We start from the raw sequence: 21,153 nt of genomic DNA, 5'->3' as shown, positions 1-21,153 counted from the left end.
GCCGGGCGTTGAACGCCGACCGCTCGGCTCCCGGCCGGCCGTGGAGGTACCGACTGCCCGGTGTTGGTCCGGGCACGAAAACGACGACCGCCCGGCGCGAGCCGGGCGGTCGGGTGGGGGTGGGGGAAGCTGATCAGGAGACGTTGATCACGATCTTCCCCTTGGCACGCTTCGAGGCGCTGTAGCGCAGCGCGTCCATGGTCTCGTCCAGGTCGTACGACCGGTCGAGATACGGCCGCACGGCGCCGGCGTCGACCAGGGCGGCGAGCCTCTCCAACTGCTCACCGCTCGGCCGCATGAAGAACGGCTCGACCCGGATGCCGTGGCGCGCGGCCATCTCCTGGGCCTTCGGGACGAACACGGTGGAGACGAGCACGCCGCCGCGCTTCAGCACGCCGTAGGAGCGCTCCTGCGTCTCGCCGCCGAGGGTGTCCAGCACCACGTCGAATTCGCCGTCGACCTCCTCGAACTTCCGCGTCCGGTAGTCGACGACCTGGTGAGCGCCGTGCTCGCGGGCCTGCTCCGCCGCGTCGGCGGAGACCGTGGTGGTGATCTGGGCACCCAGGTGCCGGGCCAGTTGGATGGCGATCGAGCCTACGCCGCCCGACCCCGCGTGGATCAGCACCCGCTGCCCGGCGCTCAGGCCGGCCCGCTCGACCAGGCCCTGCCAGGCCGTCAGCGCGACCAGCGGCAGCGACGCCGCCTCGTCGAAGTCGAGGCTCGCCGGCTTGAGCGCGACGAGGTCCTGCTCGACGGCCACGTAGTCGGCGAAGGCGCCGGAGGTGGTCGGGTGGACTCGGGAGTAGACCTCGTCGCCGATCTCGAACCGGGTCACCGCCTCGCCCGTCGCGACGACCACCCCGGCCGCGTCGTTGCCGAGCACCAGCGGCATCGCGACCGGGTTCACGGCCTGCAGGGCCCCGGACGCGACGATGTGGTCGATCGGGTTCACGCTCGCGCGGCGGACGCCGATGAGCACCTCGGTGGCACCGACGGTCGGCTCGGGTCGTTCGCCGACTCGTACGACGTCGTCGATGGCTCCGTACGCCTCGATGTACGCTGCCCGCACGGTTGTCTCCTTCGGTTGGTAGTCCGTTCCGGCGCACCTGTTACGAGGGCCGCGGCCGCCGCGTTCAACGGATCAGCCCCGGAGTTCGGGGAACTGCTCGTCACGCCACTCGTGTTCGTTCGTCGTCGTGTGCTGCTCGCGCTCGCGGAGCTCGACACGGCGGATCTTGCCGGAGATGGTCTTGGGCAGCGGGTGGAACTCGACCCGGCGCACCCGCAGGTAGGGCGGGAGCTGCTCGCGGGCGTGCCGCAGGATCGCCAACGCGGTCTCGCGGGTGGGCTCCCAGCCGGGCGCGAGCGCGACATACGCCTTCGGTACGGCCAGCCGCACCGGGTCGGGCGCGGGCACCACGGCGGCCTCGGCCACGGCCGGGTGCTCGATGAGGACGCTCTCCAGCTCGAACGGGGAGACCTTGTAGTCCGAGGCCTTGAACACGTCGTCGCTGCGGCCGATGTAGGTGATCCAGCCCTCGGCGTCGCGGACGGCGACATCGCCCGTACGGTAGAAGCCACCGGCCGTCACCTCGGCATTGCGCTCGGGGTCGCCGAGGTAGCCGGTCATCAGGTTGACGGGAGTCCGGGAGAGGTCCAGGCAGAGCTCGCCCTCGTCAGCGGGCACACCGCTGACCGGGTCGACGAGTACCACGGGCACGCCTGGCAGCGGCCGGCCCATCGAACCGGGCTTCACCCGGGCGCCGGGCGTGTTGCCGACCAGCAGGGTGGTCTCGGTCTGCCCGAAGCCGTCCCGGATGGTCAGCCCCCACGCCCGTTCGATCTGGGCGATCACCTCGGGGTTGAGCGGCTCGCCCGCAGCCACGAGTTCGCGCAGCGCGCCCGGGCCCGAGGAGAGGTCGGTCTGGATCAGCATCCGCCAGACGGTCGGCGGGGCGCAGAAGGTCGTGACCTCTGCCCGGCGCAGTTGCTCCACCAGCCGCGCGGCGTCGAACCGGGCGTAGTTGTAGACGAAGATCGTCGCCTCGGCGATCCACGGCGCGAAGAAGCAGCTCCAGGCGTGCTTCGCCCAGCCCGGGGAGCTGATGTTCAGGTGCACGTCGCCCGGACGCAGCCCTATCCAGTACATGGTCGTCAGATGCCCGACCGGGTAGGAGGTCTGGGTGTGCTCGACCATCTTCGGCCGACTCGTCGTACCCGAGGTGAAGTAGACCAGCAGCGGATCATCAGCCGAGGTCACCGCCTCGAACGGCTGCTGCCCGACGAGCTGGTACGCGTCGGCGAACGTCGCCCAGCCCGGCACCGGCCCGCCGACCACGACGCGGGTGTACGCGCCCGGCACCGCGTCGAACTTGGCGGTGTCGGCGGCATTGGCGATCACGTGCCGGGCACCGCCGCGCTCGATCCGGTCCGCCAGGTCGACCGGCCCGAGCGCGGTGGTGGTCGGCATGATGACCGCGCCGAGCTTCATCACGGCGAGCATGGACTCCCACAGCTCGACCTGGTTGCCCAGCATCAGCAGCACCCGGTCGCCCTGGCGTACGCCCTGACCGGCCAGCCAGTGGGCGACCTGGTCGGAGCGCCGGGCCAACTCGTCGAAGCTGTACTTCGCCTCGCTGCCGTCTTCCTCCACGATCCACAGCGCGGTCGCGTCGTTGCCCCGGGCGAGCACGTCGAACCAGTCGACCGCCCAGTTGAACCGCCCTTCGAGGGCGGGCCAGTGGAACTCCTCCAGCGCGGTCTCGTGGTCTCCCGTCATCTGCAACAGCACATCCCGCACTGCGCGGTAGCGCTCGGTGGCGGACTTCGTCGTCACGGCAATCGGCTCCTCAGGAGAGGGCGGCCGGGCCTCGGCAAGCCCGGCGCACGTCGGTCGTTCTCACGTGCGCGCGGTGGCCGCCCGACGAACGTACGGGCGAGCGCCGCCGCACACGCAGACTCTTGACGAGCCGGCACCGCCGCGGGTTCACCCACCGCTGCTCAGTCGCCCTCCTCCGTCGGCACGAGCGCCGTCCGCACCTGGACACTCCGGCGCCGGGTGATGTGCAGAGCCCGTCCGGCCGGCAGCTGCTGCGCCGAGCCGGTGCTCACCACGTCGTAGTCGTCCACCACGAGGAACGTCTCCACCAGGACGCACGCCCACCACGCGGCGCCGCCGTCCGGGCCGCCTGTACCGCCTCGTGACGGTCCCGGTGGAGATTGGACATACGATCGCCGACCGGGGTAACTGTGCCGTATGCGAAATCACGTCACGGATCCGATGAGCGGAAACCTCCCGGAGGATTTCACCAGCTTCGTCGGCCGTCGGCGTGAGCTCGACCAGGTCCGCCGGCTGCTGTCGTCCGCTCGGATCGTGACCCTGACCGGTGTCGGCGGGGTCGGCAAGACCCGGCTGGCGCTGCGGTCGGCGGCGGAGCTGCGGGCCGGGTTCCCGGACGGCGTGTGGGTGCTGGAACTGGCCGCGTTGGCCGAGCCGTGGCTGCTGGCCCAGGCCGTCGCCGACGTCTTCGGGCTGCCGCAGTCGGTGCGCGGACCGCTGCCGGCCCTGATCGACCACCTGAAGGACCGCCGGATCCTGCTCGTGCTGGACAACTGCGAGCACCTGCTGGAGGCGGCGGCCGCCTTCGTGCTGGAGCTGCTCCGGGCCTGCCCGCAGGCGCACGTCCTGGCGACCAGCCGGCACCTGCTCGGCTTCCCCGGCGAGCACGTCCTGCCCGTACCTCCGCTGGCCTCGCCGCCGCTGGAGCAGCTGCCGGCGCCGGCCGAACTGGCCGAGTGGGAGGCCCCGAGCCTGTTCCTCGACCGGGCCCGCGCGGTGGACCCGGAGTTCACGCTGACCGAGCGGAACCGCACCACCGTCGCGCGGCTCTGCCTGCGGCTCGACGGTCTGCCGCTGGCCATCGAGCTCGCCGCCGCCCGGCTGCGGGTGCTGGACGTCGACCAGCTGCTGGAGCGCCTGGAGGACCGCTTCGCGCTGCTGAAGGGCGGCAACCGGGCCGGGCTGCCCCGGCAGCAGACCCTCGGCGCGCTGGTGGACTGGAGCTACCAGTTGTGCTCGGCGCAGGAGCAACTGCTGTGGTCCCGACTGTCGGTGTTCGCCGGGAGCTTCGACCTGACCGCGGCGGCCGAGGTCTGCTCCGGCGACGGGATCGAACCGGACGAGGTGCTCGACCTGGTCGCGGCCCTGATCGACAAGTCGGTCCTGCTGACCGAGGGCTCCGGCCCGGGCGGTGGCCGGCGGTACCGGATGCTGGAGTCCATCCGGGAGTTCGGACGGGCCCGGCTGGCGGAGTCCGGCGGCGAACCGGCTCTGTTGCTCCGGTACCGGGACCACTACCGAGCGCTGGCAGCCCGGGCCACCGCCGAGTGGTTCGGCGCCGAGCAGCTGACCTGGGCGAACCGGCTGCGCGCGGAACACGCCAACCTGCGTGGCGCGCTGGAGGTGTGCACGGTCGGGCCGGCCGGAGACGTCGCCGGGCTGGAACTGGCGGCGGACCTGTGGCCGTACTGGGTCTGCTGCGGCTTCCTGAGCGAGGGCCGCCAGTGGCTCGACCGGATGCTCGCGGCCGGTCCGGCCCGGACCACCGCCCGGGCCGGCGCGCTGTGGAGTTCGGGCTCGCTCGCCGTGCTGCAGGGCGACATCCCCACCGGGACGGCCCTGCTGACGGAGTGCGAGGACATGGCGGCCGAACTGGACGACCAGGAGCGGCTCGCCTGGGCCCGCCAGTACCGCGGGCTCGCGCTGATGTTCGGCGGCGGCGACCTCCGACAGGCGTCCGCGCTGATCGAGGACGCCGTGCGGCTGCACCGCGCGGCCGGCAACCTGCTGGGGCTCGGCAAGAGCCTCTACATGTGGTCCCCGGTGCTCTCCTTCCTCGGCGACGGCCAGCGGTCGGCGGCGGTGGCGCAGGAGAGCCTGGAGGTCGCGGAGGGGCAGGGTGAGCAGTGGTGCAGGTCCTACGCGCTCTACATGCTGAGCCTCGCGGCCTGGCGCGCGGGCGATCTGGGCTCGGCGAAGGCCCTGGCACTGCACAGCGTCCGGCTGCGGGCGCCGTTCCGCGACTCGCTGGGCCTGGCGATGGCGGTCGACATCCTCGGGTGGATCGCCTCGGCGGGCGGGAAGGCGGAGTTCGCCGCCCGGCTTCTGGGGTCGACCGAACCGATCTGGCAGTCCGTCGGCGCGCTGGAGTTCGGCTTCCAGGACATGGTGGCGTACTACGAGGAGGCGGTACGGCGTTCGCGCGCCCAGCTCGGCGAGCGGCTGTTCGCCGAGGCCTTCCACGCCGGCACCCGGCTGGACCAGGACGAGGCAGTCCAGCTCGCCCTGAGCGACACCGAGCCGCCGGTTCCCGCCGCCCGCACCTCGGGCAACGGCCTGAGCCCGCGCGAGCAGGAGGTCGCCGGGCTGGTCGCGCAGGGCCTCGGCAACCGGGAGATCGCCGAGCGCCTGGTGCTCTCGCAGCGCACGGTGGAGACCCACGTCAGCCGCATCATGACCAAGCTGGACCTCGGCTCGCGGGCCCAGGTCGCGGTCTGGGTGGTCCGGCGCGACGGCTGACGGACCGTGGTGGCCTCGGCGGCGCACACGTAGTCCGTCGGGTCCGGCCCGATTACGTGTTTCCCCGGATGCCGGCCGGGTGCCGCTCATCCGAGGATGAGGGCCGGGAGCAGCGTGGGCGGGTTCGGCCGGCCACGCCGGGGCTCCGCCGTACCGCTGAGGAGTTCCGTTTGGACGTCGTTCTCACCCCGCCGGGCATCGAGTCGGCGCGCCGCGAGGGCGTGGCACGCACGGCCTCGGTGTTGTTCGGCCGGGAGCGCGAAACGGCCGACCTGCGCAAGCGGGTGGACCGGGCACTGGCCGGTTCCGGTGGCGCGGTGCTCGTCACCGGTGAGGTCGGTGCCGGCGTGACCAGCCTGGTGTCGTCCGCTCTGGCCGAGCCGGCCCGGACGGGCGTGCCGGTCTGGCGCGGCGCGGCGGACGAGCTCGGGCGACGGTTGCCGCTGCTGCCCTTCCTGGAGTGCCGTACCGGGGACGGCCGCGCGCTCTACCGCTCCAGCCCCGACCTGGCCGAGCTGGCTCGTACCGCCGGTGGCGCGGTGTCGCTCGCCGCCACCAGCGGCCTGCTGCTGGAGGCGGTCGAGGAGCAGTGCGCCCGGGGCCCGCTGGCACTGGTGATCGACGACGCCCAGTGGCTGGACGACGCTTCCGTCGCGCTCTGGCGCCGGCTGGCCCGCGCGGCCGAGGACCTGCCGCTGCTGCTGGTGGCCGGGGTACGACACAGGCTGTGGTCCCGGCCGGTCGAGTCGCTGGTCGTGGCCGCCCGACTGGCCGGCGACGTGATCGAGCTGGGGCCGTTGCCGTCGCAGGCCGTCCTGGCGCTGGCCGGCCATCGGCTGGGCGCGGCGGCCGGCGAGAGCCTGACCACGCTGCTGGCGCAGGCCGGCGGCAACCCCGGCTACCTGCTGGAACTCCTCGACGTGCTGGACCGCCAGGGCGGGCTGCGCCGTAGCGGAGCGGCGGTGGAGCTGGCCGAGGGCGGGGCGGTGCCGGCCTTCACCGAGCTGGCCGAGCTCCGACTGGCCGAGCTGTCGCCGGGGGCGGCCATGGCCGTGCGGGAGGCGGCGCTGCTCGGGCGGCGAGCCCGGATGGCGGATCTCGCGGCGGTCACCGGGCAGTCCACGACCGAGCTGGTGGGCGCGGTGCGGGAGGCCGTGTCGGCAGGGCTGCTGGCCGAGTCCGAGGACGGTCTGACCTTCCGGCACCCGATGCTGTGGCGCGGTATCCGGGAGAGTGTTCCGGACGTGCTGCGCTGGTCGATGCACGTGGACACGGCGCGCCGGCTCGCCGAGTCCGGTGCCGAGCCGGTGCGGGTCGCCGAACAGCTGGAACAGGCCGGGCCGGTGCTTGACGGCTGGGCGGTCGGCTGGGTTCGGCGGCACGCTTCCGTCCTGGTCGAGCAGGCCCCCGAGCTCGCCGTGCCGGTGCTGCGCGCGGCGGCCGGGGACGGGCAGCTGGACGACCGGGCCAAGGTGCTGCAGGCCGCGCTCGCCCGGGCGATGCTCCGCGCCCGGAGGTACGACCAGGCGCTGGAACTGGCCCGGAACATCGTCGCCTCGACGGCCGACCCGGTGCTCACGGCCGAGGTGGCGTGGGACCTCGCCCGCAGCCTGCACCTGGTCGGCGGCCACACCGAGGCCGGCCGGCTGTGCGAGGAGCAGCTGACCAGGGACGGCGTGCCGCCTGCGTTGCGGGCCCGGCTGGCCGCCTGCCTGGTCTACTCGCTCATGGTGCTCGGCGAGCCCGTCGAGCACCGGCTCGCCGCCGCCGAGGCCACCGCCGACGCCCTGGTGCGCGCGTCCGGCGACCCGTGGGCCTCGGGCGGGCTGATGCTGTGCCGGGCCGTCGCCGCGCGGGCGGCGGGCGACGACGAGCGGGCGCTCGCGCTGCTGTCGCAGGCCGACGACGTGCTGTCCGGCCCTGAGGACGGCCGGCCGGAGCTGCGCGCGGTGGTGCTCTCCGAACTCGCCGACCTGCTGGGCGAGTCGGACGAGCGGGTACAGTCGGACGCCGCACAGGCCCGGGCCAATGCGTCGGCCGCGCGGTCGCGCACCCACAACTCCCAGTGGACGGCGGTCGCCGGATTCGCGCTGCACCTGCGCAACGGCGCCTGGGACCTCGCCGGGGGCGAACTCGCCGAACTGTGCCGCCCTGACGAGCCGCAGCCCATGCTGAGCGCGCACTGTGCCTACGCCGTCCAGCAGGCGGTGTGCGCGCCGCCGGAGGGCGCGTCGGCGCAGCTGCGGCTGGCGCAGCAGGTGGCGGGGGCCCGGGCCGTCGGGCGTAGCGCGACGCTGCTGCGGGCCGCCGAGGCGATCGCGGCCGAACGGGCGGGGGACTCCGCCCGCGCCCTGCGAGCTTTGGAGGGGGAACTGACCGCCGAACGCGCTCCGGGAGCGGCGTACCGCCTGGTCTGGTGTCCCCGGGCGGTGCGCTACGCGCTGGACTGCGACCACCTCGAACTTGCCGAGCGGTTCGTCGGCTTCGCCCGGGAGTCGGCGACCGCGCAGCCGCTCCCGCACCGGGTGTGGGTGCTGGCCTGGTGCGAGGCGCTGGTCGCGGCGGACGACGCGCGGCTGTGTGCGGTGGCCGAGTACTTCCGGTCGGCCGGGCGGCGCACGCAGCTGGCCTGGGTGCTGGAGGACCTGGCCGCGCTCCGGGCGGCCACCGGGCAGACCGCGTCGGCCCGCATGACCCTCGCCGAGGCGCTCCAGCTGTACCGGGACCTGGGCGCTCTGGCGGAGGCCCGCCGGGCCGAGCAGCGGTTGCGCGCGGCGGGTGTCGAGGCGGTGCCCCGGCGCCGGACGGGCCGTGGGCGCGCGGCGGCCGGCTGGGAGGCGCTGACTCCGACCGAGCTGACGGTGGCCCACCTGGCGGGCCGCGGCCTGTCCAATCCGCAGATCGCGGAACGGCTGGGCATCTCCGCGCGGACGGTGCAGACCCACGTCTCCGGCATCCTGGGCAAGCTCGGCGCCACCTCGCGGGTCGCCATCGCCCAGGCACTCGTGCGCCGGGAGGAGTCCCCGACCGGCGGGTGAGGTGCCCGGCTACCACGCGGCCGGGTCCGCCGGGATGTGGTGCGGGATCTCGACCCGGGAGCGCAGCCCGAGTTTGGTGAGGATCCGCGAGACGTGGGTCTGCACCGTGCGCCGCGGCAGGTTGAGTTCCGCCGCGATGCCGGGGTTGGACATCGCCTGTGCGGCCATCCGGGCGATCCGCTGCTCGGTGGCGGTCAGCGACTCCCAGCCCCACTCGCGCCGGGCGCTCGGAGCGTCCGCCCCGTACGGGACCCCGAGCCGGCGGCACTCGGCGGCGGCCCGGCCCGCCGCGTCCTCGGCCTGCCGGTGGTCGCCGGACGCGGTGAAGGCGCGCGCCGCGTCCTGCAGGGTCTGGGCGTGCTCCAGCGGGCGCTCGGTGCGCTGGTAGTACGCGGCCACGTCCAGCAGCGCGACGGCGTCGCCCGCGAGCAGGGCCTCGCAGTGCGCGGCGGCCTGCTGCCAGTAGACGATCGCAGCGTGCTCGGCCTCCGCACGGCAGACCTCGGCGGCGTGGGCGGCGGCGGCACGGTCTCCCGCGGCCAGCGCGAAGCGGACCAGGTACGGCAGCCAGTGGAAGCGCATCCCCTGCTGGCGGATCCGCTCCGGGTCCAGGCACTCCAGCAGGGCTGTGGTCGCCCGGCTCCGATCGCCCGCCCGGTCCGCCGCCACCGCGTTGGCCAGCGCCAGCAACTGCCGGGTGTCGAAGTCGAACTCACCGGTCGGCCGGTCGGCGCAGAGGTCCAGGTGGCGCCGCAGCGCCGCGTCGTCGCCCCGGTGGGCCGCGATCGCGGCCAGCATCGCGTGCACCTCGAAGAGCAGCCAGTGCTCGGCCGTGTCCTGGTCGACGAGATGGTCGATCTCCGCCGTCGCCTCGTCCCAACGGCCCTGCTGGAAGCGGAGCTTCGCCAGGTCGACCGTGGTGGTGAGCGGGGTGACCCCGCCGCTGTGCTCGGTCGTCCGCCGCAGCGAGTCGACGGTGTCCTCGATGTCCGCGGTGCGGTCCAGGGTGCGCAGCGCGCGGAGCCGTCCCGACAGCGCGATGACCAGCGTGTAGCGCTCCGACGGATCCCGGCGCAGCGCGTCGATGGCGTCCTCGATCCGTTGCAGCGCGAGGTGCGGGTCCACCGACTCCGCGAAGAACGCGCTGAACCAGTTGGCCAGGCCGACCGCGAACCAGGCCTCGCAGGACCGGCCGAGTTCGATCGCCCGGTCGAGGTGGTGCTGCGCCGCCTCGGGCCGTCCCAGGTGGTGCTCGATCGGTCCGCGCTGGGCGTGCAGCGTGGCGAGCCACCTCGGCGGGATGTCACCGCGCGAGAGAGCCTGCTCGATGACGTCGACCGACTCCACGAGGCGCCCCGCAATGTGCAGTTGGATCGCCAGGTGGAAGCTGGCCTCGCCGACCGTCGCGGGGTCGGCGTCGGACGCCAGCAGCTGCCGGCAGAGCACCGGCACCTGCTCAAGCCGGTGGACCCGATGCAGGGCGTTCACCACCGCCAGGTACAGCCGGCCGTCCGGAGCCGCCGGGTCGAGCAGCGGCGAAAGCAGCTCGACGGCGATGGCGGGAGCCCGGTTGACCAGCGCCTCACTGTGCTCGTGCAGCCAGGTGCGCGACCAACTGCCTCGCGGTGCCCAGGAGTCCGACAAAGCGGCGGCCTTGGTCAGCTGCCGCAGCACGCGGTCCAGCGGGGCGTCCGCGGCTTCCAGCCGCTCGGCGGCCCTGGTGTGCAGCGACGCCCTGAGCGCGAGCGGGATGTCCTCGTACAGCCGCTCCTGGAGCAGCGGGTTGCGGAAGGCGGTCGTGCTGCCGTGGAGGCCGATCAGGCCGAGCGCCTGTGCGCCGGTGAACCTCGGCGCCAGCTCCCGGGCCGAGCCGTCCAGGACGGCCAGCGCCTCCTGGGTGCCGAACTCCGGTCCGAGCACGCTGAGGGTCTGCAGGAACTCGCGGTCCTCGGGGCCGAGATGGCTGATGCGGTTGCGGACCGCTCCGGCCAGCGTGGCACCGACCAGCTCGGTGGCGAGGTCGACCGCTCGGCTGCCGTCCGCGGCGGGCCGCAGGAGGCCCTCGCGTCCGACGTGGCCGAGGAACTCGACGGCACACAGCGGGCTGCCACCCGTGCCCGTCAGCAGCTGGGTCAGCCTGGGGCCGGGGGGTGCGCCGAGGTGGTGCTCGGCGAGCGCGGTCAACGCGGCGGTGTCCAGCGGGCCGAGGCGCAACAGCGGGCCTTGGCGCCGGGTGCGGCCGCGGCGCAGGGCGTCGACGGCGGCGCCGACCGCCCGGCTGCGCACCGCCCCGACCAGCAGCAGCGGCAGTTGGTCGGCCTGCCGGGCGAGCCGCTGCCACCAGATGGCGGTGGCGTCGTCCACCCACTGGAGGTCGTCGATGAAGAGCAGCACCGGGCGTTCTTCGCAGGCCGTCTCGACCAGGCCCAGCAGACGCTCGATCAGGGCCGGGATGGCGTCCTGGTTCGCCCCCGCGCCGGTGCGCAGCAACTGGCGGATCTCCGCGCGGGCGGCGTCCTCGCCACGGCGGTGGACGCCCAGCGCGTCGAGCACGGGCAGCAACGGGAACTCGCCGGCGGCCTCGTCGCAACAGCCGCGCACGAGGGTGAAGCCGGCCGCGAGCGCGTCCGCCTCCAGTGCCTGGACGAGGGTGGTCTTGCCGCTCCCGGGCTCGCCCTCGATCAGCACGGCCTCGCCGTACCCCTGCCGGGCCTGCGGCAGCAGCTCCGTGAGCCGGGCCAGCTCCGTGTCACGTCCGAACAGCGGCACCGAGGGGGATTCCGTCATGGTCTTCCGCATGCTGGCCGCTGCCCTGCCCTGTCTGTTCGCCCTTGACCTGAAAAGAGAGCCGTTCAACCGATTGTCAGACTCACGCGGGGATGGTACTGGACACCGGCCGGACGTCCGCCTGCCGCCGACCGGTGGCGCGAGCGAAGTGGCGAGACCGTGACGGGGATCACGCTGAACCGGACGCCCGGCCCGTCCGTAAGGTGAGAGGACGTCGAGTGGGAGGCGGCCCGGCCGGGCGCTCCCACTGCTGCCCCGGAAGATTGTCAGGCTGATGAAGCATGCTCAGGAGCGGCTGGTGCGCGAGCTGTACGCGCGGCACGCCGCTGCGGCCTATCCGCAGGCCCTCGCACTCGCAGACGGTGACCGGGAGCGGGCCGGTTCGCTGCTCCGGGCTGCCCTGATGGGCGCTCTGCGCCGCCCGGCCGCTGCGGCCGGTGCCGACATCGGCGGCCGGCTGGCCGACGAGCTGCGTCGGCGGTCCGCCGCCCGCCCGCGGTTCGGGCTGCTGCGAAGGCGCCGCGGTGCCCCGGCCGAGCCCGAGCCCGCTCGGCCGCCCGTCGGGCCGCCGGTCATCGCGGACACGCTGGCCGGACTGCCGTCCGAGCACCGGGACGCCCTGGTCGAGACCTTCCTCAGGGGCCGGACCGTGCAGCAGGCCGCGGAGGCCCTCGGCGTTCCGCCTCAGGCGGTGAAGTCCCGTCTGTACTACGGATTGCACCGCCTTGTCCTCGCGATCGAAGAGCAGGAGTCGGCCCGGTGAACCGGGGTCCCGCCTGCGCCGACCTGGGCGCCTACGTACTCGGCGGACTGGACGAGCCGGAGACCGACCGGTTCGAGGAGCACCTGCTCGGCTGCGAGCAGTGCCTGAGCGAGATCGGATCCTTCCAGTCGGTGCGCGACCTGTTGCTCCCGCTCGTCGGACAGCCGCTGGAGCCCGCCGTCGCCGGCGAGAGCCGCACGCCGGTCGCAGGCCCGCCGGGTGACGACCTGCTGCACGAGCTGCTGCGGGACGTCGCCCGGGAGCGGCACCGCGCGACCTGGCGGACCGTGGCGGCGCTGACCACTGCCGCCGCGCTGCTGGTCGCGCTGCCCTTCGTCGCGCTGTGGTCCGACTCCGGTCGGCCGGTGGCCGGCGGCCCGGTCACTTCGATGCCCAGCCCGGCCGCGATGCTGATGATGACCGGTGAACAGCACACCGCCACCGAGGCGGTGACCGGCGTCACGGGGACGGTCGGCCTGGAGGACAAGGCCTGGGGCACCCATGTCGCGCTCCAGCTGAGCGGCGTCGACGGGCCGCTGGTCTGCTCGCTGGTGGCGGTGTCCAAGAGCGGCGAGCGGGAGCCGGTGACCAACTGGTCGGTGCCGTCGCCCGGGTACGGCGTCGCGGGTCACCCCGATCCGCTGGTCGTCCACGGCGGCACCTCGCTGACCCGGCCGCAGCTCGACCACTTCGAGGTCCGCGCCGCGGACGGCCGCCGGCTGGTGTCGGTACCCGTCTGAACCCGCTCCGCCCCTGACGAAGGGGACGGCCCGGTCCACTGGACCGGGCCGTTCTCGCGTTTTCGACCACCGTCCGCGGCGCGGCGGCGCCGCCCGCTGAACGGAACTGTCACGAAACCCCGCCAACCGGCACATCGTCGCAGGTCAGCGCGGTGACGAAGGCCTGATCGCGGCCCGGCCGCCGGAGCACCGGGACGAGCGGGCGACCGTTCGACCCGCGAAATCCGACGTTCGTCGCGCACGCCGGCGCCCCGGACGTGCCGTCACCCCGGCGAAACGGCGCGGACCGCGCGCTTGCGGAGCCAGTTGGCGGATGTGCGCGATCGGGGCGGCCGGGAGGCTCGGTATGCCTCGCCAGAGAGAGCAGGCACCACCGCACCAGAGGACCCTCATGACCCAGCTCGCCCGCCAGCCTCAGGCCGCTCCCGCGACCGGGCCGCGGATGACCGACGCCGAATTCCACGCCCTGCTGACCACGCACCAGCCGGCCGTGTACAGCTACATCGTCAAGCGCACCTTCGGCGACGCCCAGCTGGCGGAGGACCTCACCCAGGAGGTCTTCGTCCGGGCCTGGCGCCACCCGGAGATCCTCACCACGGACCACGGCACGCCGCTTCCGTGGCTCTACCGGGTGGCCCGGAACCTGCTCATCGACCACCTGCGGGCCCGCGGCAGCCGGCCGACCGAGGTGGGTGCGCCGGACTTCTCCGTCTTCGCGGAGAAGGCCGCGCTCGGCGACGAGATCGACCGGCTGCTGAACAACTGGTCGGTCCGCCAGGCCCTGGCGTCGCTCAGCGAAGCGCACCGGACCGTACTCACCGAGCTGTACTTCAACCACCGCTCGCTCGCCGAGACCGCGCAGTTGCTCGGGGTTCCCGAAGGAACCGTCAAGTCCCGATGCTTCTACGCCATCCGCGCCCTGCGCCTGGCGCTCCAGGAGCACGGCCTGCCGCTGTAGCGGCGCTCTTCCCGGACGGGTACGCGAATTCGGCGAAGAAATTCCGAACGGAATTGAGACCCGCCGCCATTCGGTCCGTAAGGAGGGATGCGGGCGACGACGAAGACCGCCTCGCGCCTCCCACTACCTGTCAGCCAGGAAGGCCACCATGCCCACGTTCAGCCGTACCGCCCTGCTCGCCGTCGCCGGCGTCGCCGCCCTGACTCTGGTCGCCGCCTGCGGGTCCGACGGCACCTCGGGGACCGCTTCGCCCGCCTCCGCCCCGGCCTCCTCCGCCGCGGCCTCCGGCGGCCCGGCGCTCGTGGCGGCCGGCTCGAACACGCTCGGACCGATCGTCACCGACGCCGACGGCAACACGCTCTACCGGTTCGACAAGGACACCGCCAATCCCTCCGCCTCGAACTGCACCGGTGCCTGTGCCACCACCTGGCCGCCGGTACCCGCCGCGGAGCACATCCGGGCACAGGGCGTCGACAGCGCGCTGATCGGCTCCGTGACCCGGACCGACGGCACCAAGCAGCTCACCCTGGGCGGCTGGCCGCTCTACCGCTACGCCTCGGACGCCAAGCCCGGCGACACCAAGGGCCAGGGCGTCGGCGGCACCTGGTTCGCGAGCACGCCCACCGGCACGAAGGCCCCCGCAGCCACACCCGCCGCCAGCGCCGTCCAGAGCGGCAACGGCTACGGCTACTGAGCAGCCCCGGGAGCGGCGCGCCGTCTGACCGGCCACCGTGCCCTCCGCTGTCCACGCCTTCTCTCGAAAGGGTGAGTTCCATGTCCGGTGCCCCAACGCACGCCGGGCTCTGGCCGGCGGACCGGGCCGGCGAGGACCCGATGGCCGACGCCGCCTGCCGGTACGTAGACCCGGAGCTGTTCTTCCCGGACAACCGCGGCGGCGGCGGACCCCCTGCCGAAGCCCGGGTGACCAGGGCCAAGCAGATCTGCCGGGCCTGCCCGGTCCGCCGCAGGTGCCTGCGTCAGGCGGTCCGGGACCGCGAACTGTACGGCGTGTGGGGCGGCCTCACCGGACAGGAGCGCCGCGGGCTGCTCAAGCAGGTGCAGAACTTCCGCGGCCTGCCCGCCGGGGTGCCGGCCCGGCTTCAGCACGGCGAGCCGGTGCGGGTCCGGGGCCAGGACCGGCCCGCCGTCGCGGCCACCTTGGTCAGGGCCGGCTGGAGCGAGCAGCGGATCTGTCGCGCTCTCGGCATCGATCCGTCAGAACTGCGGGCCGTGCTGCGGGTCGCCCGGCGGGTGCTGTGGGTGATCGACCTGGTGGGCACCGACCAGCCGCCCGCCCTCCCCGAGGGCCGCCGCCGGCCTGCGGACCCCACCGCCCACTGGCGCCGGCCTCCGGGCGGACTGCCGCACGCCGCCTGATGGGAGCTACCGAGTCGGAGAGACTCGGTGCCGTAGCCGCCGGCAGGTGAGCACTCTCGCGGCCGGAGCCGTTCGAGCACCGAAGTACCTGACCAGGGGAGGAAGAGTTGCTGCTGATCTGAGGAGATCGACCCTGCGGTGACCGGCGATTCGTCGCGGTGAACCAGTGTCTGCACACGTCCGTAAGACGGCGGGTGCAGGAAATCCCTGCCCGGGCAGAGCAGTAAAGGCCGACCGTGAAGACCCTTGCCACCCCGACCAGCCGGGACACCGCCGACTGTGGGCTCTTCGGCCCGTCCTCGGTGACCTGGCACCTGCACGCCGATCCCGCGATGTGGGCCGGTGGGATCAGCGCACTCCACCTGCAGGCGCTGCATCCCCTCGCGGCTCTCGGCATCGTCCAGAACTCCTCGTTCGAGACGGACCCCTTCGGCCGGCTCTTCGGCACCGGCTCCTTCATCGTCGCCACCACCTGGGGCACCCGTGCCCGGGCGGAACAGGCCGGCGCCCGGGTGCGGGCCGTGCACGAGCGGCTGCGCATCCACGATCCGCGCAGCGGCGCGGTGCACCGGCTTGACGACCCGGACCTCCTGCTGTGGGTCCACTGCGCGCTGGTCAGGTCCAACCTGCACGCCGTCCAACGAGGCGGCCTGCCGCTGCGCGCCCGGCAAGCGGACGACTACGTCCGCGAACAGCGGCGCATCGCGGCACTGGTAGGGCTCGCCCCCGACGATGCCCCCGGGTCGGTCGCCGACCTGGAGGACTACCTGGCGGGCATGCGGCCCGTGCTGACCGCCTCCGCCGAGGCACTGGACATCCACCGCTTCGTCTCCCGCCCACCACTGCACGGGCCGCACCGCGCGCTGCGCCCCATCTGGAGCGCGGCCTCCCGCCTCGGCTACTCGCTCATGCCCTCGTGGGCCCACGACCTCTACGGCCGGCCCGGCCGGCCCGCGACGGTGGCGACCGGGATGCTGCGCACCGCTCGGGCCACGGCTCTGCTGGTCCCGTGGCGCACCCGGCTCGGCTTCCCCACCCGCGATCTGCACCAGGCCGTCGAACGACTGGGACGGACGGCGCTGCCCTCCCGCCGCCGACTGCGTGGGCGCACCACGCCTACGGCGACTGATCGCAGCCAGTGAGGCCCGGTTCAGCGTCGGCGCAGTGATCTTCGTCGCGGCTTCCCTCTGAACATCGGCCTGGCCGGGGCCGTCATCCAGGCTGAGCGACGCACACAGCGCGTCCCGGATCACGAGGAGATCTTCATGACGGACTTCTGACAGCAGTCGGGCTCTCGCCCTGTCTTGGTGGTCAGTCACCGGTGCCGGTGGCCCTGCCCCGGGCGTACCGGTCGCGCATCGGCCAGTCGCGACCGATGCGCATGCTTCACAGCCGCCGCATCGCCACCACGGCGGCCCCGTACACGTAGAAAACGGAAAAAGGTTGCACACGACCGTACGCGCCATGTTCAGCACAGTTCCGCCAGACCGCGGTCCCGACTCCCCGGCCGACCCGCGGCGCCGCCTCCTGCTCGAACTCGGTGCAGGCCTGTTGAGCGGCGGCCTGCCCGTCCACGATGTGGAGGAGGAACTGCGCGGGCTCGGACGGACGCTGGGAGCGCCCGATGTGCGGGTCGCCGCCCTGACCACCGGGCTGTTCGTCGCGCTGAGCGCGGACGACGCAACCGCGTTCGAGCCCGTCGGCCCCGCACTGCGGTTCGAGCAGACGGCCGACCTCCTCGACGTGGTGCACCGGCTGCGCGCGGGCGGACTCGAAGGGCACCGGGCGCTGCGCGACCTGGACGCGATCCGCCGGGCACCGGCGCGCTGGCCCGCCTGGGTCGCGGACCTCGGGATGGTGCCGGTCGGGGTGGGGCTCTGTCTCTACCTGCAACCGGTGGCGTCGAACGTCCTCGCCGCCGCGATCGGCTCGCTGCTCGTGGCGGGCCTCACCATGACGGCTCGCCGGCTGCCGCTGCTGCGGCCACTACTGCCGGTCACCGCCGGCTTCCTCGTCTCCGTTCTCGTGCTGGGAGCAGCCCGGTTCGCACTGCTGGACGGTCCGCTGCGCACGATCGTCGCCACCCTGGCGGTCCTGCTGCCGGGCGCTCTTCTGGTGACCGGACTGTCGGAGATCGCTGCGGGTGCGGCCAGCGCCGGAACGGCCAGGCTGGTGTCCGGCTCCGTGCAACTGGCGCTCTTCCTCACCGGCGTGGTGGCCGCCGCCACCGTCACCGGTGTTCCCGTCTCCGCGCTGGCCGACACCCAGGTGGCCACACCCAGTTGGTGGGTGATCTGCCTGGGACTGGCGCTCGCCGTGGCCGGGCTCGTGATCAACGTCAACACGCCGCCGCCGGCCATCCCGTGGATCGTCGCGGTGATCGCGGTGGCGGCCGGCGTCCAGGTGACGGTGGGCTCCGCCAACGGCGCGGCAGTGGGCGGCCTGGCCGGCGCGGTCGCCGCCGCGGCTGCGGCCACCGTCGCGCATTGGCTATGGGGCGGCTCATCCTGGCAGGTGCTGTACCTTCCCGCGTTCTGGGTCGTGGTGCCCGGCTCCTTCGGCCTGCTCAACACCGCACAGATCGAGGTCGCCAACGGGGCACACGCCGTGCTCGCAGCCGTGTCCGCCATGTTCGGGGTTTCCATCGGCACGCTGATCGGCTCGGTTGTCAGCCGGATTCCCCAGCCCACGGCCGCTCCGCCGCGGCCGCGGCCCTGACCACGCCGACAGCCGCGATGCCACCGGCTTCACACGAGTGGCGCAATCGGCGAACGCCACGGCCCGCCACCCGCCCGCTCGCACGGTTCATGGGTCAGGAACTCGAGCCGCCGGGGATCGGAGGCGAAGATCCGGTTGCAGTGCATGTGCAGCACGGATGCCAGCGGCCTGGAACGCGTAGCGCTCCAGAACCGCTTCACGCTGCCTTTCTCGGTCGGGTCGCCGAGCCAGCGAGCTGGCCTGGGCGGGCGTTGGCCGCGGGCTCGCGAGCTACCTCACGAGCCCGCAGGGCCGCAAGCACTACCAGTGTCGGACCTTCGTGTCCGTGGTGCCTGATAGCGTGCCGGGCATGCCGCACCGCGCCACTCCGCGCCGCACGGGCCACCTTTTGCCCCTGGCCGTCGCCGATGCCTTGTGGCCCGAGTTGATGGCCGACAGTGTGTTCCCGGCCGCTGGGCAAGCGTTCACCGGCTCCCCGGCCGATCCGCGGGTGGGGTACGTGCTGCTTGGCGCACGTGCGGTGCCGACGGTGAAGGGAGTCGGCGGCCGGTGGCATGTTCAAGAGGCCGATGTGCACCGGGCGGCCGAGGAGCTGCGTGCGGTCACGGTGAGCGGGGTCGGCCTGGTCCGTGTCGCTCCTTTCCGCGGGTCACTGAAAGCGGGGCAGAGGGAGGCGCCGGCGCTGCAGTGGCGTCGGCGCCTGGGCCAGGAATGGGCCCGAGCCCGCGTCGATGCTGCCCCTGGGCGGTTACTGCGCGACAGCGACCATCTGCCGCATCTGGCGGGGATCGACTGGCGCCGGTCTCTGATGGAGCGGACCGGAGCGGGGGCAGGGGACACGTGGTGGCTACCTCGCACGCTGGTGAAGGTGCTGGACGCGGCCGAGCACGCCGAGCAGCGGTGGTTGCTGGCCGCGCGGACCTGCCAGAGGTGCGGCTCCGTGGCGGACCAGCCCGAGCAGTGGCGGATCCCGGCCGGCAGCAGCTGGCAGACGATCTGCCCCGACTGCCGCACAACCACGCTGCGCCCGTACAACGGGGAGCTGGAAGGCCACGTCTACTCGGTGCTCAGCAAGAAGCGCGCCAAGTTGGAGGTGTCCGGGTGGAGGTGCGCCGTCTGCCAGGAAGCACCTGCCCTCGCGGTCGACCACTGCCACGAGCACGGCTACGTCCGCGCGCCCCTCTGCCAGTCCTGCAACACGCGGGAACGACCGAACTACCTCTACCGCAACGACGTCTACGTGACCAGCCGCTACGCGCCCCTCCTCCATACCCACGCCGAGGACTGGCTGCGACACTGGCACCGCTGCCCCGGCTGCCGCGCCCGCACCACGCTGCCATTGCCGCACCTGGCAGCACTGACCGCACTCCTGGTCGGCGAACCGCTGCGCCCGACCCACCGCACCCCCCACAGCTCCCGCGGACGCAAGCCCTGCGGTGAACTGCGCGCCTCCTGGACAGGCAGTCACAACGCTCCCCGCTCCTGCATGATCACCCTGAGTGTGGACTACTGTCCCAGCGGGGAGCACCGCATCCTGGCCCAAGTCCCCTACCGCGAAGCCGTCGACCGATTCCGCACCTGGCTGGCCGAGACAGCCCCGGCGGTGGCCGCTGCCGCAGGACCCGGCCGCCATGACACCGCCCCAGCGCAGTTCCGCCCCGTCGTTCCGGACACCAACAGCGAGGGCCTGGCGCTGTTCTGAGCGTAGTCGGGGGCGTGTTCCTCCCCGACCAGGTGGGACAGGGCACGTCAGGGCTGGTGATTTCGCTGACGGCTGGGGAGGCCGGGCCTTGAGCGCTGTCGGCTCCGACCAGGCCGCGTGAGCCGTATGGGCACGGCGAGGACCCAGGTGGCAGGCCGGCGTCTGCGGTGCCGGAGCTGCTGCCCGTCCGTAGAGCTCCAAGCGGTTTCACTGCGGCTGACCTCGGATGATGCGTCAAGCCTGTTGGGCTCGAAAAGTCATCGCTGCAGGTGGCAGCGATAGGGCAATTTCGACTGACGCCACGTCCGCTTGATCGTTTCGATGCTGTACAAGGTGGCCCGCAAGCTGTTGTTCGTCCCCAGGGTGCTGCCACGCCGCGACACAAGCGAAGGATGCCGAATTACTCGTGCTCCGGCATGCGAACGCTGCACTGCGTCGTCAGATCACCGACCCAGTCCACTACGAGCCCGCGGACCGCTTCCGGCTGGCCGCGCTCTCCAGCCTGATACCCCGTCCCCGGTGGCACGCGGTCTTCGCGATCACGCCCGGTACTCTGCTGGCCTGGCATCGCAGACTCGTCACGGCGAAGTGGGACTACAGCGCGCGGCGCATTCGCACCGGACGACCACCAATCAGGTCGGCACTCAAGAAGTTGATCCTGCAGCTCGCCCGCGAGAATGCGAAGTGGGGACGCAGGGCACATCCAGACTTCGCCCCACTCATCCCAACCGGCACTGGAACCGACAGAACCACAGGTGGCCCGCACTTGACAAGATCAAGTGCAGGCCATTGTGAGAAGTTGTGAGAGGCTAGCATCGACGCTGTCGCACCGTCAGAGAAAAACAGCCTCTGACCTGCGACTTTACGTCGGGACGACAGGATTTGAACCTGCGACCCCTTGAGCCCCAGCGGGCCCCCGCTTGGGCATGATGAGCACCGGAACATCCCGTCGAGCGGGCGCGTCGCCGAGGCCGACACGGCCTGCGCCGACCTCGCGATTCACGCGCTCGGGAACAGGGGGCCACCCGCCATGAGGCCGCCGTCGACAAGGAGATGTGCCCGGTGACGTAGCTCGCCTTGTCGGAACCCAGGTACTGGACGGCCTCGGCGATCTCCTCCGGGGCACCCGCCCGGTGCATGGGCAGCACCGAATCGACCGCGGCACGCGCCGTGTCGTCGCCGGTGAACCGGTCGTACATGGCGGTCCGGGTGTAGCCGGGCGCGACCGCGTTGACCCGGATACCGTGAGCGACGCCTTCGAGCGCGGCCGACTTGGTGATGCCGACGACGGCGTGCTTGCTCCCGACGTACAGGGCCGCCCCGGGGTAGCCCATCAGGCCGAGGGTGGAGCTGACGTTGACGATGCTGCCGCCGCCCTGTTCCCTCATGACCCGGAACTCGTGCTTCAGACAGAGCAGTGTTCCCTTGACGTTGGTGTCGAAGGTGGCCTGGTAGGCCTCATCGGTCACTTCGGTGACAGGGCCGGGTGTTC

At 72.9% G+C, this 21,153-nt stretch carries 14 protein-coding genes, 1 tRNA gene and 1 pseudogene; 10 read left to right on the top strand and 6 right to left on the bottom strand.

From position 1 onward, the window contains the following. Positions 1-133: 133 nt before the first annotated feature. From ACFVWU_RS29495 to ACFVWU_RS29485, 3 genes are all read right to left on the bottom strand, one after another. Positions 134-1,069, bottom strand: coding sequence for an NADP-dependent oxidoreductase (locus ACFVWU_RS29495; protein WP_387626593.1), 936 nt, complete (start codon positions 1,067-1,069; stop codon positions 134-136). A gap of 72 nt (positions 1,070-1,141) precedes the next feature. Further along, the gene (locus tag ACFVWU_RS29490) at positions 1,142-2,779 is read right to left on the bottom strand and encodes an AMP-binding protein (RefSeq protein ID WP_387626631.1); all 1,638 of its coding nucleotides are present in this window, start codon (positions 2,777-2,779) and stop codon (positions 1,142-1,144) included. A gap of 221 nt (positions 2,780-3,000) precedes the next feature. After that, positions 3,001-3,147, bottom strand: a complete 147-nt coding sequence (locus ACFVWU_RS29485; protein WP_387626591.1) for a hypothetical protein — start codon at positions 3,145-3,147, stop codon at positions 3,001-3,003. A 133-nt stretch (positions 3,148-3,280) separates the two neighbouring features. On the opposite strand from ACFVWU_RS29485, the gene ACFVWU_RS29480 reads away from it, so the two are divergent. Both ACFVWU_RS29480 and ACFVWU_RS29475 read left to right on the top strand, forming a co-directional pair. After that, positions 3,281-5,578 carry an ATP-binding protein gene (locus tag ACFVWU_RS29480; protein WP_387626589.1) on the top strand — a complete coding sequence of 766 codons (2,298 nt, stop codon included), beginning with the start codon at positions 3,281-3,283 and terminating at the stop codon, positions 5,576-5,578. Positions 5,579-5,748: 170 nt separating this feature from the next. After that, positions 5,749-8,616, top strand: a complete 2,868-nt coding sequence (locus tag ACFVWU_RS29475) for an AAA family ATPase (RefSeq protein ID WP_387626587.1) — start codon at positions 5,749-5,751, stop codon at positions 8,614-8,616. Between the two features lie 9 nt (positions 8,617-8,625). On the opposite strand, the gene ACFVWU_RS29470 is transcribed toward ACFVWU_RS29475, so the two are convergent. After that, the gene (locus ACFVWU_RS29470; RefSeq protein ID WP_387626585.1) at positions 8,626-11,403 is read right to left on the bottom strand and encodes an ATP-binding protein; all 2,778 of its coding nucleotides are present in this window, start codon (positions 11,401-11,403) and stop codon (positions 8,626-8,628) included. Between the two features lie 274 nt (positions 11,404-11,677). Here ACFVWU_RS29470 and ACFVWU_RS29465 point away from each other — a divergent pair, with 274 nt between their 5' ends. The 8 genes from ACFVWU_RS29465 to ACFVWU_RS29430 all read left to right on the top strand — a co-directional run bounded on the left by ACFVWU_RS29465 (position 11,678) and on the right by ACFVWU_RS29430 (position 19,661). After that, positions 11,678-12,166: a sigma factor-like helix-turn-helix DNA-binding protein gene (locus ACFVWU_RS29465; protein WP_387626583.1), complete on the top strand. Its 489-nt coding sequence runs from the start codon at positions 11,678-11,680 to the stop codon at positions 12,164-12,166. Beyond that, complete coding sequence (locus tag ACFVWU_RS29460; protein ID WP_387626581.1) at positions 12,163-12,906, top strand: anti-sigma factor family protein; 744 nt, start codon at positions 12,163-12,165, stop codon at positions 12,904-12,906. Before ACFVWU_RS29465 ends, ACFVWU_RS29460 begins: the two co-directional genes overlap by 4 nt. A 391-nt stretch (positions 12,907-13,297) precedes the next feature. After that, complete coding sequence (locus ACFVWU_RS29455) at positions 13,298-13,864, top strand: sigma-70 family RNA polymerase sigma factor (protein ID WP_387626579.1); 567 nt, start codon at positions 13,298-13,300, stop codon at positions 13,862-13,864. Positions 13,865-14,012: 148 nt separating this feature from the next. Beyond that, positions 14,013-14,558, top strand: a complete 546-nt coding sequence (locus ACFVWU_RS29450) for a hypothetical protein (RefSeq protein WP_387626577.1) — start codon at positions 14,013-14,015, stop codon at positions 14,556-14,558. 80 nt (positions 14,559-14,638) lie between these two features. Next, complete coding sequence (locus tag ACFVWU_RS29445) at positions 14,639-15,241, top strand: WhiB family transcriptional regulator (protein WP_380610051.1); 603 nt, start codon at positions 14,639-14,641, stop codon at positions 15,239-15,241. Positions 15,242-15,477: 236 nt separating this feature from the next. Then, on the top strand, positions 15,478-16,383 hold the full coding sequence (locus ACFVWU_RS29440; RefSeq protein ID WP_387626575.1) for an oxygenase MpaB family protein: 906 nt from the start codon (positions 15,478-15,480) through the stop codon (positions 16,381-16,383). Positions 16,384-16,705: 322 nt separating this feature from the next. After that, the gene (locus ACFVWU_RS29435; RefSeq protein WP_387626573.1) at positions 16,706-17,959 is read left to right on the top strand and encodes a threonine/serine exporter family protein; all 1,254 of its coding nucleotides are present in this window, start codon (positions 16,706-16,708) and stop codon (positions 17,957-17,959) included. A gap of 862 nt (positions 17,960-18,821) precedes the next feature. Continuing rightward, the gene (locus ACFVWU_RS29430) at positions 18,822-19,661 is read left to right on the top strand and encodes an endonuclease domain-containing protein (RefSeq protein WP_387626571.1); all 840 of its coding nucleotides are present in this window, start codon (positions 18,822-18,824) and stop codon (positions 19,659-19,661) included. Positions 19,662-20,528: 867 nt separating this feature from the next. On the opposite strand, the gene ACFVWU_RS29425 is transcribed toward ACFVWU_RS29430, so the two are convergent. Together ACFVWU_RS29425 and ACFVWU_RS29420 are read right to left on the bottom strand one after the other, a co-directional pair. Further along, positions 20,529-20,645: transfer RNA gene (locus ACFVWU_RS29425), tRNA-OTHER, on the bottom strand. A gap of 80 nt (positions 20,646-20,725) precedes the next feature. Then, positions 20,726-21,153: pseudogene (locus ACFVWU_RS29420) on the bottom strand (SDR family NAD(P)-dependent oxidoreductase); the annotation flags it as partial.

Source organism: Kitasatospora sp. NPDC058190 (assembly GCF_042883685.1).
Classification (GTDB): domain Bacteria; phylum Actinomycetota; class Actinomycetes; order Streptomycetales; family Streptomycetaceae; genus Kitasatospora.
This window is presented reverse-complemented; position numbering and strand designations above follow the sequence as displayed.